This window comes from Stenotrophomonas sp. SKA14 (genome assembly GCF_000158575.1).
Lineage (GTDB): Bacteria > Pseudomonadota > Gammaproteobacteria > Xanthomonadales > Xanthomonadaceae > Stenotrophomonas > Stenotrophomonas forensis.
Genome location: NZ_DS999412.1, coordinates 1,148,181 through 1,162,472 on the forward strand (window position 1 = coordinate 1,148,181; position 14,292 = coordinate 1,162,472).

The following is a 14,292-nucleotide window of genomic DNA, read 5'->3' on the forward strand; positions in this document are numbered from 1 at the left end:
GCATGGCCCTGCTGCTGGTGCCCGTGCTGGGGACGGCGGCCACGCCTGTCGACTGCACACAGGGCCTGCTGCAGCGGCTGGGCTGGCGCTTCGAAGAGGCGGCGGTGGCCACGCCGCAGGTGCACGGCGGTGCCGTGTGCACGCGCGCCACGTTGGCCGAGGCGCAGGCGGCGGGCGATCTGCGCGTGCAGTGGCCGGCCGCAATGCCCGCTGCGGCCCGACAGGCACAACTGCGGCAACTGCTGGATGACCCGGCCACGGTCTGCGCCTATGCGTTCGAACTGGGCGCCGCCACGCAACGTGCGGCGACCGCATTGCAGGACAATCCCACGTTCCGTTTTTCCGGCCCGCAGCTGGGCTGGATCGGCTTCGGCCTGCGCGGTGCACCCTCGCAAGGGTGGCAGCGCACACGCAGTTTCGGCCGAGGTTACGTGCCCAGCGCCGGCAACAGCCGTGCATTGCAGACGTTCTACAGCGGCAGCGTGCGTGCCGAATGTGGCGTCGGCCGTCAGGTCGCGCAGCTGGCCACGCAGCGCGAGCTGTATGGCGATGCTGCGTTCGATACCGGGTTCAAGCCCGCGGAACTGTCGATTGGTACGTTCCTGGCGCTGCATGACACCGACAGCATCCTGCTGGGTGCAAGCGCAGGTGATTTCTTCGCCGATGGCAAGGCCGTGCGCACATCGATGATGGGGCGGCAGGCGTTCGTCGGCGTGCCGGGTTTCATCGAACATGTGTACGACAAGGGCACGCTGGACGATCTGAGCAACCAGGCCGAGAACTTCGTGGTGGTCGAGGTGGGCGAGGGCGCTGCGCAGGCGCTGGCCCTGCACGGCGGGCTGGCCTGGTACGACCAGCGCAATGTCGAGCTGTGGAAACTCGCGCAGGACATCCCGCGCCTTGGCCAGCGCTACTTTGAGCGCCTGCTGTTCGAGCGCGACCCGGACCTGCGCGCACGGCTGGAACCGCGCTACCACGACACGCTGGCACGCATGGACCAGCTGCTGGACGATCCGTTCTACCAGCAGTTCGTGATCTATGTGCACCCGCGCGGTATACGTCCCATCGGCTACCACGTCGCCCGCCTGCTTGATCGCAACCCACGAACGCCGTTTTCGATCGACCTGGCGGTGCACAATCTGCATACCACGCTCTACCGGCGTTGGCGCGAGGCGCAACTGCGCCACTGCGCGGCCACCGGCAGGCCAGGCAGCCTGACCCTAGACCCCAACTGAAGGTGAAACAATGGATATTGCAATGATCGGCCTCGGCCGCATGGGTGCCAACATGGCCCAGCGCCTGCATCGCGGCGGCCACCGCGTGGTCGGCTACGACCCGGGCGAGGGTGCCCGCCAGCGTGCCGCCGAAGCCGGCCTGGAAGTGGTGGATTCGCTGGCCGCTGCCGTCGCTGCGCTGCCAGTGCCGCGCGTGGTGTGGCTGATGGTGCCGGCCGGCGAGACCGTCGACCAGACCCTGGGCCAACTGACCCCACACCTGGCCGAGGGTGACATCGTCATCGACGGTGGCAACTCCAACTACCAGGACTCGATCCGCCGCGCCAAGGCGCTGGCCGAGGACGATCTGGGTTACGTCGACTGCGGCACCAGCGGTGGCGTGTGGGGCCTGCAGGAAGGCTACAGCCTGATGGTCGGCGGCGATGCCACGGTGGTGGAGCAGATCGCGCCGCTGCTGCGCACGCTGGCCCCGGCCGAAGATCGCGGCTGGGCCCGTGTGGGTCCGTCCGGCGCCGGCCACTTCACCAAGATGGTCCACAATGGCATCGAGTACGGAATGATGCAGGCCTACGCCGAGGGCTTCGCGCTGATGGAGCGCAAGCAGGAGATGGAACTGGACCTGGCCCAGGTGGCCGAGGTGTGGCGCCACGGCAGCGTGGTGCGTTCGTGGCTGCTGGACCTGAGCACCGAAGCGCTCAAGCGCAATCCGTCGCTGGACGGCATCGCCCCGTACGTGGAGGATTCCGGCGAAGGCCGCTGGACCGTGGCCGAAGCGATCGCCCTGGATGTGCCGGCACCGGTGATCACCCTGTCGCTGCTGGAACGCCTGCGCTCGCGCGAATCCAATTCGTTCACCGACCGCCTGCTGTCGGCGATGCGCAACGAGTTCGGCGGCCACGCCATCAAGAAGTCGTAACAGAGAAAACGCGTGATCACGCGATCCACGCATGGCGTGGATCCGTGTCGACCCAGGTCGACACCTACCGTCGGGCGCGGATAGCTGTCGAAGGCGGGATGGGTTTACGGCGTCCCCCGCAACCGGACCCACCCCGCCATCCCCCGGATAGCTTGCTTTTGACGTTGACGTTGCCGTTGATTCGGCAGGTGCAGGGCGCAGCCCTGCCGATCACCCCAACGCGATTCGCCGCCCTTCGCGCGCACTGTCCATCCCGGCCTGCAGCAACCGCATCAGCTGCAGCGCCTGCGCCGCACTGACCGTCGCCTCGCCATCGCCATGCATTGCCGCCGCGAACTGTGCGTACAGCCGCCGGTAATCGCCGGGCAGGTTGTCGACGGTGCTGCGCTGCACGTTGTCCTCGGCATCGCAGCGCAGCAGCTCGCCATGCCGCGGATCGATGCCCCAGCCCGGCGCACCCGGTGCAACACCGCGGCGCAGCTGCGCCTCCTGCACATCCAGGCCGTGCTTGATCCAGCTGCCCGTGCTGCCATGCACACTGAAATGCGGTGTGGGCGCCGCCACCAGCGAGCCGGCATGCACGATCGCGCGATGCCGTGGGTAGTGCAGCACTGCGTGGAAGTAATCGATGCCGCTGCCGCCTTCGCGCTGCACCGCCAGATCGGCGTCGATGGCCTCGGGCCAGCCGAACAGCACCAGCATCTGGTCCAGCAGGTGCGGGCCCAGGTCGTACCACACGCCGCTTCCCGGGCCATCCTGTTCGCGCCAGCGCTCGCGCACCTGCGGCCGGTAGCGATCGAAATGCGCATGGCACTCGGCCACCTCGCCAAGCGTGCCCTGCGCAAGCAGCGACTGCAGGGTGAGGAAGTCGGCATCGAAGCGCCGGTTCTGGAACACGGTCGCGATGCGCCCGGCATCGCGCGCCGCGGCCAATATCGCTTTGGCTTCGGTGACGTCGAGCGCGAACGGCTTGTCGACCAGCACATGCTTGCCCGCCGCCAGCGCGGCGATCGCCAACGGCGCGTGCTGTTCGTTGGGCGTGGCGATCACCACCGCATCCACCGCTGGATCGTCGAAGACCTGCTCTGGCGTGGCCCGAACGTGCACGTTGCTGAACGTGCGCAGGAGCGTGTCGCGCTGCGAACTGACGACGCTGTGCAGCACCAGTCCGGGCGTGTGCTGGATCAGCGGCGCATGGAAGACCCGGCCAGCGAGGCCGTAGCCGATCAGGGCCAGTTGCAGGTCGGGGCGCATCGCACAGCTCCGGCAGAGGGAAAGGGCAGGGTAAACGACCAGCGATCACCGTCCAAAACTGAACCGTTGCCGTTGGAAACGCTTCGATTCACAGCGGCATGACTGCAACGCCACGCCTGCTCCACGGCGGCTTGTCCAGACTGGCAGCACATCCCGAAGGAGTACGACACGATGAGCAATACCACCCGCACGCTGATTGCTTCGGCCCTGACCTTGGGCCTGGCGCTGTCCTCCTCGGCTGCATTCGCCAAGGATCCGGCCGCGAAGAGCCCACCGACCAGCACCCATCCGGCGACCCACGCTGATCGGCATGACTCCAACGAGCCGGTGACCGATACCTGGATCACCACCAAGGTGAAGGCCGACCTGCTGGCCAGCAGCAACGTTCCGGGCACTGAAATCAAGGTGGAAACCGTGAACGGCGTGGTCAGCCTGAGCGGCGCCGTAGCGACCCAGGCCGAGAAGGACAAGGCGGTCACCACCGCCAAGGGCATCAAGGGCGTGACCCGCGTCGATGCCGCAGCACTCAAGGTCAGCGCCGCTGCCAAGCGCTGAACCTGATGGGCGCCCCAGGTTAGGGCGCCCAGCGGTTCCCTTGGAGCCGGGCCCTGCTCGGCTCCACCAAGGGGACGCCCCATACCCGTTCAGCCAGCCGCGCCCTGAATCCCAGAGTTGTGACCGCCTGCGCTATATTGCCGGTTCCGCCGCAGCCGGGCTGGTTCCGGCAGGTGCTCCGCGGCCGTGCTGACGAGGAACTATGGCGCTGGTTTTCAGTGACGACATCTGGGACCGCTGGCGTTTGCCGGCCTTGGCGCTGGCGGCCGTCGCGATCATCGTGGTGCCGTGGTTGACCCTGCGCAAGCTGCAGCAGGACAGCGAGCAGGCGATGGCCTGGGTCAACCACACCCAGGCCGTAGGCAATGCCCTGCAACAGTTGCAGGCGGACGTGCGTGACGTCGAATCGGCCGCGTTGACCCTGTCCAAGGGCGTGGATGCGCCCGGCCTGCGCGAGCGAATGGCGCGCGCGAACGAAATTCCGGGGCGCCTGGCCGAGCTGGGCCGGATGACCCGCGACAATCCCGATCAGCTGATCCGCATCGGCCGTATCGAATCGATGCTGGAAGGCCGTATGGCGCTGGCCCGCGAGCTGGCCAGGTCCGAGCCCAACAGCGATCAGCGCGGGCTGGTGCAGGACTTGAGCACGCGCTACCCCATTCGCGGGCTGGTTGAAGAGCTGCAGGCCAGCGAGCAGAAGCTGCTGACACTGCGTGCAGAACAGGCGGCCCGGCAGCGCAGACAGACCGAGTTTGTGTCCTGGAGCTCGCTGGTCGTGCAGCTGGCCCTGCTGGGCCTGGTGCTGTGGCTGCTGCATCGCCAGATTGGCCGTCGCCTGCACGCCGAGCGGCAATCGCTGCGTTCGGCTGCGCGCGCGGCATCGGTGCTGCAGACCGTGCGCGAGCCGATCGTTCTGCTTGATCGCGAACTGCGCGTTCAGCTGCACAATCCCGCGTTCGCCGAGCTGTACGGACTGGAGGACGAACGTGCCGACGGCCTGCTGCTGGAAACCGTCGGTGACGGCGCCTGGCAGGACCCCGTAGTGCGCCAGCGTCTGTCCGACGTGCTGCTGCGCGGCCGCGAACTGTGGGACTTCGAGCACGAGCAGCGCGCCGCCGACGGCATGGTGCGCTACATGCTGCTCAACGCACGGCGCATGCCGCTGCCGGACACCGATGACGAAGTGGTATTGATGACCGTCAGCGACGTAACGGTGCAGCGTGCCGTGCAGCTGCGCGTGGAAGAGCTGAACCGGCAGCTGGAAGGCAAGGTCGCGCAGGTGTCCGAGGTCAACCGCGAGCTGGAGGCCTTCAGCTACTCGGTCTCGCACGACCTGCGCGCGCCGCTGCGCCATGTCGCCGGATTCTCGGACAAGCTGTCGCGCCATCTGGGTGAGCAGGCCGATGACAAGAGCCGCCACTACCTGGAGGTGATCTCCAGCTCGGCACGTCGGATGGCGGCGCTGATCGACGACCTGCTGGTCTACTCGCGGCTGGGCCGTGCAGCGATGCGCCAGCAGGCCGTGGACATGCAGTCGCTGGTGGCCGATACCCGCGCCATGCTCGATTCCAACCTGCGGGCCGAGGCCGAAAGCAGCGGCCACGCGCACCAGGTGGAGTGGAGCATTGCACCGCTGCCGATCGTGGTGGGCGACGAGAACATGATCCGCCAGGTCTGGTTGAACCTGCTCGGCAACGCGGTGAAGTATTCAGGTAACCGCGAGCCGGCAAGGATCCGCGTGGACTACCAGCAGCAGCCCGATGGCGGTCATCAGTTCACGGTCAGCGACAATGGTGCAGGCTTCGACATGGCCTATGCCGGCAAGCTGTTCGGCGTGTTCCAGCGCCTGCACAAGGCCAGTGACTACCCCGGAACCGGCATCGGCCTGGCCAGCGTGCGCCGCGTGCTGACCCGCCATGGCGGCCGGATCTGGGCCGAGGCCGAACCGGACGTCGGCGCCACCTTCCACTTCTACCTGCCTCCCGCGATCGACGCGGACAAACAAGGTCCTTCTGCATGACGACTCTGCGCACCATTCTTCTCGCCGAAGACAGCCCGGCCGACGCCGAGATGGCGATCGATGCCCTGGAAGAGGCGCGTCTGGCCAACCCCATCGTGCACGTCGAGGATGGCGTGGAAGTGATGGACTACCTGCTGCGCCGCGGCGCCTTCGCCAACCGTGAGGAGGGCCTGCCGGCGGTGCTGCTGCTGGACATCAAGATGCCGCGCATGGATGGCCTGGAAGTACTGCGGCAGATCCGCGAGCACGAAGAACTCAAGCGCCTGCCGGTGGTGATCCTGTCGTCCTCGCGCGAGGAAAGCGACCTGGCCCGCAGCTGGGACATGGGCGTGAACGCCTATGTGGTCAAGCCGGTGGATGTGGACCAGTTCTTCGGCGCCGTGCAGACGCTGGGCAAGTTCTGGGCGTTGATCAACCAGGCACCGGAACTCGAGTGAGCCCATGCCCCTGACCGGTCCCGCCCTGGGGGCGCTGCGCATCCTGCTGGTGGAGGACTCACCGGAAGATGCCGAGCTGATGTCCGAACAGATGCTCGAGGCGGGGCTGGACGCCCGCTTCGAGCGTGTCGAGAGCGAGGCTGAACTGCGCCAGGCATTGGCCACGTTCCAGCCGGACATCGTGCTGTCCGACCTGAGCATGCCCGGCTTCTCCGGTGACGATGCACTGCGCATCGTGCGCGAGACCTCGCCGGACGTGCCCTTCATCTTCGTCTCCGGCACCATGGGTGAAGAGAACGCGGTAGCGGCGCTGCAGAAGGGCGCCAACGACTACATCATCAAGCACCAGCCGGCGCGCCTGCCGTCGGCGGTAGCACGTTCGATCCGCGATGCGCGCAGTGCGGTCGAACGCGCACGTGTGGAAACCGAGCTGATGCGTGCACAGCGGCTGGAAAGCCTGTCGCTGCTTGCCGCCGGCCTCAGCCACGACCTGCGTAACATCCTGCAGCCGCTGCTGATCATGCCGGACCTGCTGAAGGCGCGCACCGAAGATCCGCAGCTGCACCACCTGGCCGATGTCATCGCCGAGTGCGGCCGGCGTGGCCATGAGATGGCCGAGTCGATGCTGTCGTTCGTGCGCGGCTCGCGCAAACCAAGCGAACGCATCGAGATCGACGGCCTGTTCGATGCGGTGGCCCTGCTGTTGCGCAGCAACGTGCCGGACGCCGTGCGGCTGGAACTGCAGGTGCAGGACGAAGGCCTGGTGGTCGACGCCAACTACACCGAGCTGCAGCAGGTCATGTTGAACCTGGCGCTGAACGCGATCCAGGCGATGCCCAATGGCGGCCGCCTGAGCCTCATTGCCAGCCATGCCGGCCAGCGCGATGGCGTGGACTGGATGCACATCCGGGTGGCCGACGAAGGCATCGGCATGGATGCGGACACGTTGTCTCACCTGTTCAACCCGTTCTTCACCACCAAGGCCGATGGCACCGGCCTGGGCCTGATGTCCTGCAAGCGCATCGTCGAAGGCGCCGGCGGCAGCATCCATGTCAGCAGCCAGCCGGGGCAGGGCACCTGTTTCGAACTGCGCCTGCCGATGCACGAAGCCAGCGACGGCAGCGAGCCGATCGAGCAGCTGGTGGCGCTGGGTAGCGGGCAGTCGATCCTGGTGGTCGATGGCGAGGCAACGCGGCTTTCGCTGCTTGGCAATGCGCTGTCCAGCCAGGGCTACCAGCTGCAGCTGGCGTCCGACGGCCCGGCCGCGCTGCGCTGGATGCAGCAGGAGGCGATGCCGGCACTGGTGATCGCCGATGCCGGTTCCAAGCTGCTGCCGGCCAGCCAGCTGCTGGGCCAGATGGCTGCGTTGGGCTACCGCGGCCCGGCACTGGTGCTGGAGGACACGACGGCAGCGGTGACGCCCGATGCGTTCCCGCCCAGCGTGGAGGTGCATGTGCTGCGCAAGCCGCTGCAGATGCAGCAGGTATTCCGCGCGGTGGCCGAAGCGCTGGGCTGAGGCCCGGGTAGTGCCGGCCGCTGGCCGGCATCGGCGTGCGGCGGGATCACTGCGGTTGCCGGCCAGCGGCCGGCACTACCGTTCGGTGGTTTCCCACGGGAACCGCGGCAGGCTGTCCACCGCCTGTTCCAGCCGTCGCGACCAGTTCTGGTGGATGTCGGCATACAGCGCGGAGTCCGCGCCCAGCCGCAGCTGCTGGCCGATGCGCAGTTCGCCGTCGCGCAGCAGCGCCAGATCGATCGGCAGGCCCACCGACAGGTTGGAACGGATGGTCGAATCGAGCGAGACGATCGCCGTGCGCGCCGCGTCTTCCAGGCGCGTGGCCGGGCTGAGGATGCGGTCGAGGATCGGCTTGCCGTACTTGGATTCGCCGATCTGCAGGTAGGGCGTCTCCGGCGAGGCGGCAATGGCATTGCCCAGCGGATAGATCATGTACAGCCCCGGCCGCTCGCCGGCGATCTGGCCGCCAAAGATCAGCGTGGCCTGGGTGTTGACCCCGTCATGGCCGTGCTCGCTGTGGGCGCTGTGCACCTGGCTGTCGACCAGCAGCTGGCCGACGTACTCGGCGGCCTCGAACAGATGGGCCATGTCGCGCAGGTTGGGCGTGCGCCGTTCGCCGGCATCGCGCCCCAGGCGTGACACCAGCAGCTGGGTAGTGGCCAGGTTGCCCGCCGCCATCAGCACGTAGGCCGCCTGGCCGGGATACTCGAACACGTGCAGCTTGCGGTGCACGCGCACATCGTCCAGCGAGGCATTGGTCCGGGTATCGGCGGCGAAGACCAGGCCCTCGTCGACCTCGATTCCAACGCAATAGGTCATGTCGGTGCCCTATCATGTGCGTCCCGGATTGTAGGCAGGCCGCCGTGACGACGGCATGTCCACGCCCCCCAGCACTGTCACCTGAACCGCATGACCACCGTGCTCCTGAGCCTGGGCAGCAACGTCAAGCCCCGCCGCTACCTCCACGCCGCGGTCACGGCCCTGCGCGAGCGCTTTGGCGCGCTGCAGGTGTCGCCCGCCTACCTTACCGCCGCGGTCGGCTTCGATGGCCCGGCCTTCCTCAACAACGCGGTGGCGATCGAGACCGACCTGCCGCTGCAGGAGCTGGATGGCTGGCTGCATGCGCTGGAAGACGCGCACGGCCGTGATCGCAGCGGGCCCCGCTTCTCCGACCGGACCCTGGACATCGACGTGGTGTTCTACGGCGACCTGGTGGTGGAAGGCCCCGGCCACCTGCGCATTCCGCGCCCGGAACTGAAGCATGCCTTCGTGCTGAAGCCGCTGGCCGACATCGCGCCGGATTTCATCGATCCGGTCAGCGGGCAGGATCTGGCCACGCTGTGGCGCGCGCACCCGCAGTTTGGCGAGGCGTTCGAGGTGGTTGACCTCGGATGACGGCGGTTGCCGGCCAGCGGCCGGCACTACCGGTAGTGCCGGCCGCTGGCCGGCAACATTTCAGCTGACCGTACGCCCACCGTCGACGCGCAGGGTATGGCCGGTGACGAAGCTGGCCTCGGCCACCAGCCAGTACACCGCCTCGGCGATCTCCTCGACCGTGCCGATCCGTGCCAGCGGCGTGCGCGCCAGCAGCGCCTCGCGGGCGAAATCATCCTTGCCCTGTTCCGGCCACAGGATCGCGCCGGGCGCCACCGCATTGACCCGCACCTTCGGCGCCAGCTCCAGCGCCAGCGAACGGGTGGCCATCTCCAGCGCGGCCTTGGCCATGGTGTAGGCGATGTGGTCACGCATCGGATCGGTGCCGTGCAGGTCGGTCAGGTTGACGATGCAGCCCTGCTGGCGGCGCAGGTACGGCGCCGCTGCCTGTGACAGCAGCAGTGGCGCGCGCGCGTTGACCGCATACAGCTCGTCCATCGCCTCGGCAGTGACCTGGCCGAGCGGCGTGGGGAAGAAGTTGGAGGCGTTGTTGACCAGCGCGTCCAGGCGGCCGAAGTGGGTGACGGCCTGTTCCACCAGGTCGGGCAGGGCGTCGGCGTCGCGCAGGTCGGCCTGCAGGGCCAGCACGCTGCCGGGGCGCACGTTGTCGAAATCGAACGCGGCCTGCTGCAGTTCGGCGCTGGACGTGTTGGCGTGCAGCACCACCGACCAGCCACAGGCGTGGAACTGGCGCGCTATGGCCGCACCGATCCGGCGCGCGCTGCCGGTGATCAGGACCACGGGGTGGGTGTCGCTCATCGAGGGTCCTCCAAGGCTCGGCTATCCTGTGCACCATTGTCACCGCATTCGAAGACGCCATGCAGCCCACCTTCCCCCTGCCCGAAGCCGATGCCCTGGCCCACAGCGACGAGCTGGCGGCCGCCCTGCGCGCCGAAATCCTTGCGCAGGGCGGGGCGATGCCGTTCTCCCGCTTCATGGAGCTGTGCCTGTACACCCCCGGCTGGGGCTATTACAGCGCCGGTGCCAGCAAGTTTGGTGGCAGCGGCGACTTCACCACCGCGCCCGAGCTCGGCAGCCTGTTTGCCGGCAGCGTGGCCAACGCCCTGGCGCCGGTGTTCGCCCAGCTGGGCGCGCAGGCGCGGATGCTGGAACTGGGCGGCGGTACCGGTGCCTTCGCCGAGGCCGTGCTGCTGCGCCTGGCGGAGCTGGACGCGCTGCCCTCACGCTACGCCATCCTCGAACCCAGCGCCGACCTGCGCGAGCGCCAGCAGCAGCGCCTGCAGCAGAACCTGCCGGCCGAGCTGGCCGCGCGCGTGGACTGGATCGACCGCCCGTTCGAAGAGGACTGGGAGGGCGTGGTGTTCGCCAACGAGGTGATCGACGCGCTGCCGACGCCGCGCTTCCTGATCCGCGACGGCGAGGTCTATGAGGAAACCGTCGAGCTGGATGGAGACGGCCATTTCATCCGCGGCGCGCAGCCGGCCGACATCCTGCTCAACGGGGCGGTGCGCCATATCGAGCGCTATCTGGAGAAGCCCTTCGCCGAGGGCTACCGTTCCGAAGTCCTGCCGCAGCTGCCTTACTGGTTGCAGGCGGTGGCTGGTGGCCTGCAGCGCGGTGCGATGCTGTTCGTCGACTACGGCTACAACCGCGGCGAGTTCTACCAGCACGACCGCGACGATGGCACTGTGCGAGCGTTCTACCGCCACCACGTGCACAACGACGTGCATCGCTGGCCGGGCCTGCAGGACATCACCGCCTCGGTGGACTTCACCGCGATGGCCGAAGCGGGCCTGCACGGTGGTTTCGAGCTGGCCGGCTACTGCAGCCAGGCCAGCTTCCTGCTCGGTAACGGCCTGGACCAGGTATTGCTGCTGGCCGAGGAGCGCACCGATGAAGTGGGCCGCATCCAGCTGCGCGACCAGGTGAAGAAACTGACCCTGCCGACCGAAATGGGCGAGCGCTTCCAGGCGATCGGCCTGCAGCGTGGCGTCGATTTCGAACCGGCCTTCGAGCTGGGTGACCTGAGCTGGCGGCTGTGAGCGATGCACGGCCGCTGATCAAGCCGCTGCGCAGGCCGCGACTGTGGACCGTGCTGTGGGCGCTGGCTGTGCTGCTGGTGATCGTGGTGTGCCTGATTCCGCCGCCGCCGATTCCGCTGCCCGAGAACGGTGACAAGGGCGAGCACTTCCTCGCCTATTTCATCCTGGCCGGCAGCGCGGTGCAGCTGTTCCGTCGGGGCCGCCCGCTGCTGTGGGTGGGCGTGGGACTGGTGCTGATGGGCATCGGCATCGAGTTCGCGCAGGGCGCGCTGACCAGCAACCGCACGGCTGATCCGATGGATGCGCTGGCCAACACGATCGGCGTGCTGGCCGGCATGGCCACCGCACTGACCCCGCTGCGCGACCTGCTGCTGCGCTGGCGGGGGTAAAGGCGTGCCAACCAAGGTTGGCACCTACCGGTAGATCCACGGCACGCGTGGAGCCGTCCCGTAGATCCACGCCATGCGTGGATGAACTGCCCGGGGTGCCGACCAGGGTCAGCACCCACCAGGACAGACCTGCCGTCACTTCCCCAGCGTCACCTCATCCAGCACCCACATCGCCGGGCGCGTGTCGCCGGTGAAATTGATGCACAGGTCATCGTTGCCCTGGGTACCCTTCGGCAGCGTTGCACGCAGGGTCACGAAGCCATCGGCATCCGGCTTGGCCGGCAACGCAACTTCGGCCAGCACCTTGCCGCTGCAGTCGCCACGGCGCACCAGCATCTCGCCATGCGCGCGCTTGGCCTTCTCGAAGCGGCGCTTGGGTTCGTCATGGGCCAGCTGGAAGTAGTACGGAATGCGGCCCGCACGCACTTCCACGCTGCCGACGCCGTCCAGCTGCGCCTGCGGCCAGCGCCAGCAGGGCTGGAAGATGTCCACGTTGAACACCGCACGGGTTCCTTCGCGCGGGCCATCGTCTTCCAGGCGCAGCACCAGGCCCTTCTTGCCCACGCAGCTGAGCAGCTCATCGCTGCGGCGGCTGAGCAGCGACTGCGTGGTGAACGCGGCCACGGTCGGCTTCGCGGCCAGCATCTGGCCCTGATAGAACGCGGCGGCCTGCACGCTGGCGGGCAGCGTTGCGGTCAGCGGCTGCTGGTACAGCGGCGACTGCGCGCTGACCGGCTGGCCATCGATGCTGTAGCGCACCTCATAGCCGAGCGGGTTGGCCAGCGATACGGTCACGGTGTTGGCGGCGCGGTTGTCGGTGTAATCCACACCCACTTCGAACGGCGTCTGCGCATAGGCCAGGCCCCAGGCGCGGTAGCGCTGCAGCTGCGCCGGCAGGCGCGCGAGGAAGTCGCGGAAATCGCGGTGTTCCGGCGTGCTCCAGCCGGTCTCGGCCACCGCCGCCAGGCGCGGGAACAGGTTGTGCTGCAGGCGTGCATAGCTGCGCGTGTGCTCGGTGAACATGTTGGCCTGCAGGCCCAGGATGTGCCCGCGCTTGTCGGCAGCCAGTTCGGCCGGCACCGGCTCGAAGTTGTACAGCTTGCCGAGATTGACCTGGGCCGGGCGGCCCGGTGGTTCATTTGGCGAGGCGGTCTGCAGGTAATCCAGGTACAGGTAGCCGACCGGCGACATGATTACGTCATGGCCGGCACTGGCCGCGGCCAGGCCGCCTTCGGTGCCCTGCCACGACATCACCGTGGCCTGCGGCGGCAGACCCCCTTCGAGGATCTCGTCCCAGCCGATCAGGCGCCGGTCGTGCTCTTCCAGGAACGTCTCCAGGCGCTTGATGATGTGGCTCTGCATGGCCATCTCATTGTTGATGCCCAGCGCACGCATGCGCTGCTGCACCTGCTTCGAGGCTTCCCACTGATCCTTGACCGCCTCGTCGCCGCCTACGTGCACATACTTGGCCGGGAACAGCTCGATCACTTCTTCCAGCACGTTCTCCAGGAAGGTGACGGTGCTGTCTTCCACGTTGAACAGGTTCGGGAACACGCCCCACTCGCTGATCGGCTTCAGCGGGGTGCTGATCGAGCCCAGCTCCGGGTAGGCGGCAATCGCCGCGGTGGCATGGCCGGGCACGTCGATTTCCGGAATGACCTGGATATGCAGCGCGGCCGCATAGGCGATTACTTCGCGGATCTGCTCCTGGGTGTAGAAGCCGCAGTACGGATGTTCCTGGCCACTGACCGGGTCGACGCCACCATCGCCGGCCGGCAGGCGGCAGCTGCCCACTTCGGTCAGCTTCGGGTAGCGCTTGATCTCCATGCGCCAGCCCTGGTCATCGGTCAGGTGCCAGTGGAAGGTGTTGAGCTTGTGCGCGGCCATCGCATCGAGCACGCGCTTGATCTCGTCCAGGCTCTGGAAATGCCGCGCCGAGTCGAGCATGAAACCGCGCCAGCTGAAACGCGGCGCGTCCTGGATCTGCACCGCCGGCAGCACGCCGTTGCTGCCACCGGTGGCGAGCTGGGCGAGGGTGGTTGCGCCATAGAACAGGCCGGTCTCGTTGCCGGCCTGGATCACCACGCCCTGCGCGGTGCTGTCCAGCGTGTAACCCTCACCGCTGTCGCGGAAGGTGGGCACGATCTGGAAACGGATGCTGCCGGCTTTGCCTGCCGCCTTGCCCTTGGCCAGGACCAGGCGCGGGCCACCACTGCGGGCCAGCAGGTCGGCAAACTGGGTGGCGACGCGTTGCGCGGCTTCGCCTTCGGCGTGCAGCACGGTATCGGCACGGACAGTGATGCCGCTGCCCTGGCCGCGCTGTACGTTGGACGGCGCGGGAATCAGCATCAGGCTGCCGGCGCGCAGCTGTGGGCCGGGTGCTTCGGCGGCGGGCGTGGGATCGGCGGCGAGTGCCGGCATCGCCGGCAGCAGGGCGAGCAGGCTGCCCAGCAGCACTGCGCTGCGCATCCGGGCGCGGGAAGGCTTGACCATCGGAACGACTCCTTGGAACGGTGCGATGAACGCTATACAT

Annotated in this window: 13 protein-coding genes; 9 read left to right on the plus strand and 4 right to left on the minus strand. The window is 67.7% G+C overall.

Features of this window, described 5'->3' with window-relative positions:
• Positions 1-2: 2 nt before the first annotated feature.
• Positions 3-1,235 (plus strand): hypothetical protein, encoded by a 1,233-nt coding sequence (locus SSKA14_RS05345; RefSeq protein ID WP_198283597.1) that lies wholly within the window; start codon positions 3-5, stop codon positions 1,233-1,235.
• A 10-nt stretch (positions 1,236-1,245) separates the two neighbouring features.
• The gene (gene gnd, locus SSKA14_RS05350; RefSeq protein WP_008264500.1) at positions 1,246-2,151 is read left to right on the plus strand and encodes a phosphogluconate dehydrogenase (NAD(+)-dependent, decarboxylating); all 906 of its coding nucleotides are present in this window, start codon (positions 1,246-1,248) and stop codon (positions 2,149-2,151) included.
• 210 nt (positions 2,152-2,361) lie between these two features.
• Here gnd and SSKA14_RS05355 read toward each other — a convergent pair whose 3' ends face one another.
• Positions 2,362-3,405 (minus strand): oxidoreductase, encoded by a 1,044-nt coding sequence (locus SSKA14_RS05355; protein WP_008268671.1) that lies wholly within the window; start codon positions 3,403-3,405, stop codon positions 2,362-2,364.
• A gap of 171 nt (positions 3,406-3,576) precedes the next feature.
• Here SSKA14_RS05355 and SSKA14_RS05360 point away from each other — a divergent pair, with 171 nt between their 5' ends.
• The 4 genes from SSKA14_RS05360 to SSKA14_RS05375 all read left to right on the plus strand — a co-directional run bounded on the left by SSKA14_RS05360 (position 3,577) and on the right by SSKA14_RS05375 (position 7,933).
• A complete protein-coding gene (locus SSKA14_RS05360; RefSeq protein ID WP_006470382.1) occupies positions 3,577-3,960 on the plus strand; it encodes a BON domain-containing protein in 384 nt (127 codons plus the stop codon).
• Positions 3,961-4,162: 202 nt separating this feature from the next.
• The gene (locus SSKA14_RS05365) at positions 4,163-5,980 is read left to right on the plus strand and encodes an ATP-binding protein (protein WP_008264823.1); all 1,818 of its coding nucleotides are present in this window, start codon (positions 4,163-4,165) and stop codon (positions 5,978-5,980) included.
• The gene (locus SSKA14_RS05370) at positions 5,977-6,417 is read left to right on the plus strand and encodes a response regulator (RefSeq protein ID WP_005411057.1); all 441 of its coding nucleotides are present in this window, start codon (positions 5,977-5,979) and stop codon (positions 6,415-6,417) included. The genes SSKA14_RS05365 and SSKA14_RS05370 overlap by 4 nt, the downstream gene beginning before the upstream one ends.
• A gap of 4 nt (positions 6,418-6,421) precedes the next feature.
• Positions 6,422-7,933, plus strand: a complete 1,512-nt coding sequence (locus SSKA14_RS05375) for an ATP-binding protein (protein WP_008268673.1) — start codon at positions 6,422-6,424, stop codon at positions 7,931-7,933.
• A 75-nt stretch (positions 7,934-8,008) separates the two neighbouring features.
• Here SSKA14_RS05375 and SSKA14_RS05380 read toward each other — a convergent pair whose 3' ends face one another.
• Positions 8,009-8,752 (minus strand): 20S proteasome, A/B subunit, encoded by a 744-nt coding sequence (locus SSKA14_RS05380; RefSeq protein ID WP_008265687.1) that lies wholly within the window; start codon positions 8,750-8,752, stop codon positions 8,009-8,011.
• 90 nt (positions 8,753-8,842) lie between these two features.
• Between SSKA14_RS05380 and folK the strand changes: the two genes are divergently transcribed.
• A complete protein-coding gene (folK, locus tag SSKA14_RS05385; protein WP_008266032.1) occupies positions 8,843-9,328 on the plus strand; it encodes a 2-amino-4-hydroxy-6-hydroxymethyldihydropteridine diphosphokinase in 486 nt (161 codons plus the stop codon).
• A gap of 60 nt (positions 9,329-9,388) precedes the next feature.
• On the opposite strand, the gene SSKA14_RS05390 is transcribed toward folK, so the two are convergent.
• Positions 9,389-10,126, minus strand: a complete 738-nt coding sequence (locus SSKA14_RS05390) for a pteridine reductase (RefSeq protein ID WP_008265570.1) — start codon at positions 10,124-10,126, stop codon at positions 9,389-9,391.
• Between the two features lie 59 nt (positions 10,127-10,185).
• On the opposite strand from SSKA14_RS05390, the gene SSKA14_RS05395 reads away from it, so the two are divergent.
• Entirely contained in the window at positions 10,186-11,370 is a 1,185-nt protein-coding gene (locus SSKA14_RS05395) for an SAM-dependent methyltransferase (RefSeq protein WP_008266905.1), read from the plus strand.
• The gene (locus tag SSKA14_RS05400) at positions 11,367-11,759 is read left to right on the plus strand and encodes a membrane protein (protein WP_008265663.1); all 393 of its coding nucleotides are present in this window, start codon (positions 11,367-11,369) and stop codon (positions 11,757-11,759) included. The genes SSKA14_RS05395 and SSKA14_RS05400 overlap by 4 nt, the downstream gene beginning before the upstream one ends.
• A 135-nt stretch (positions 11,760-11,894) precedes the next feature.
• On the opposite strand, the gene SSKA14_RS05405 is transcribed toward SSKA14_RS05400, so the two are convergent.
• Positions 11,895-14,252 carry a family 20 glycosylhydrolase gene (locus SSKA14_RS05405; RefSeq protein ID WP_040007085.1) on the minus strand — a complete coding sequence of 786 codons (2,358 nt, stop codon included), beginning with the start codon at positions 14,250-14,252 and terminating at the stop codon, positions 11,895-11,897.
• Positions 14,253-14,292: the final 40 nt, after the last annotated feature.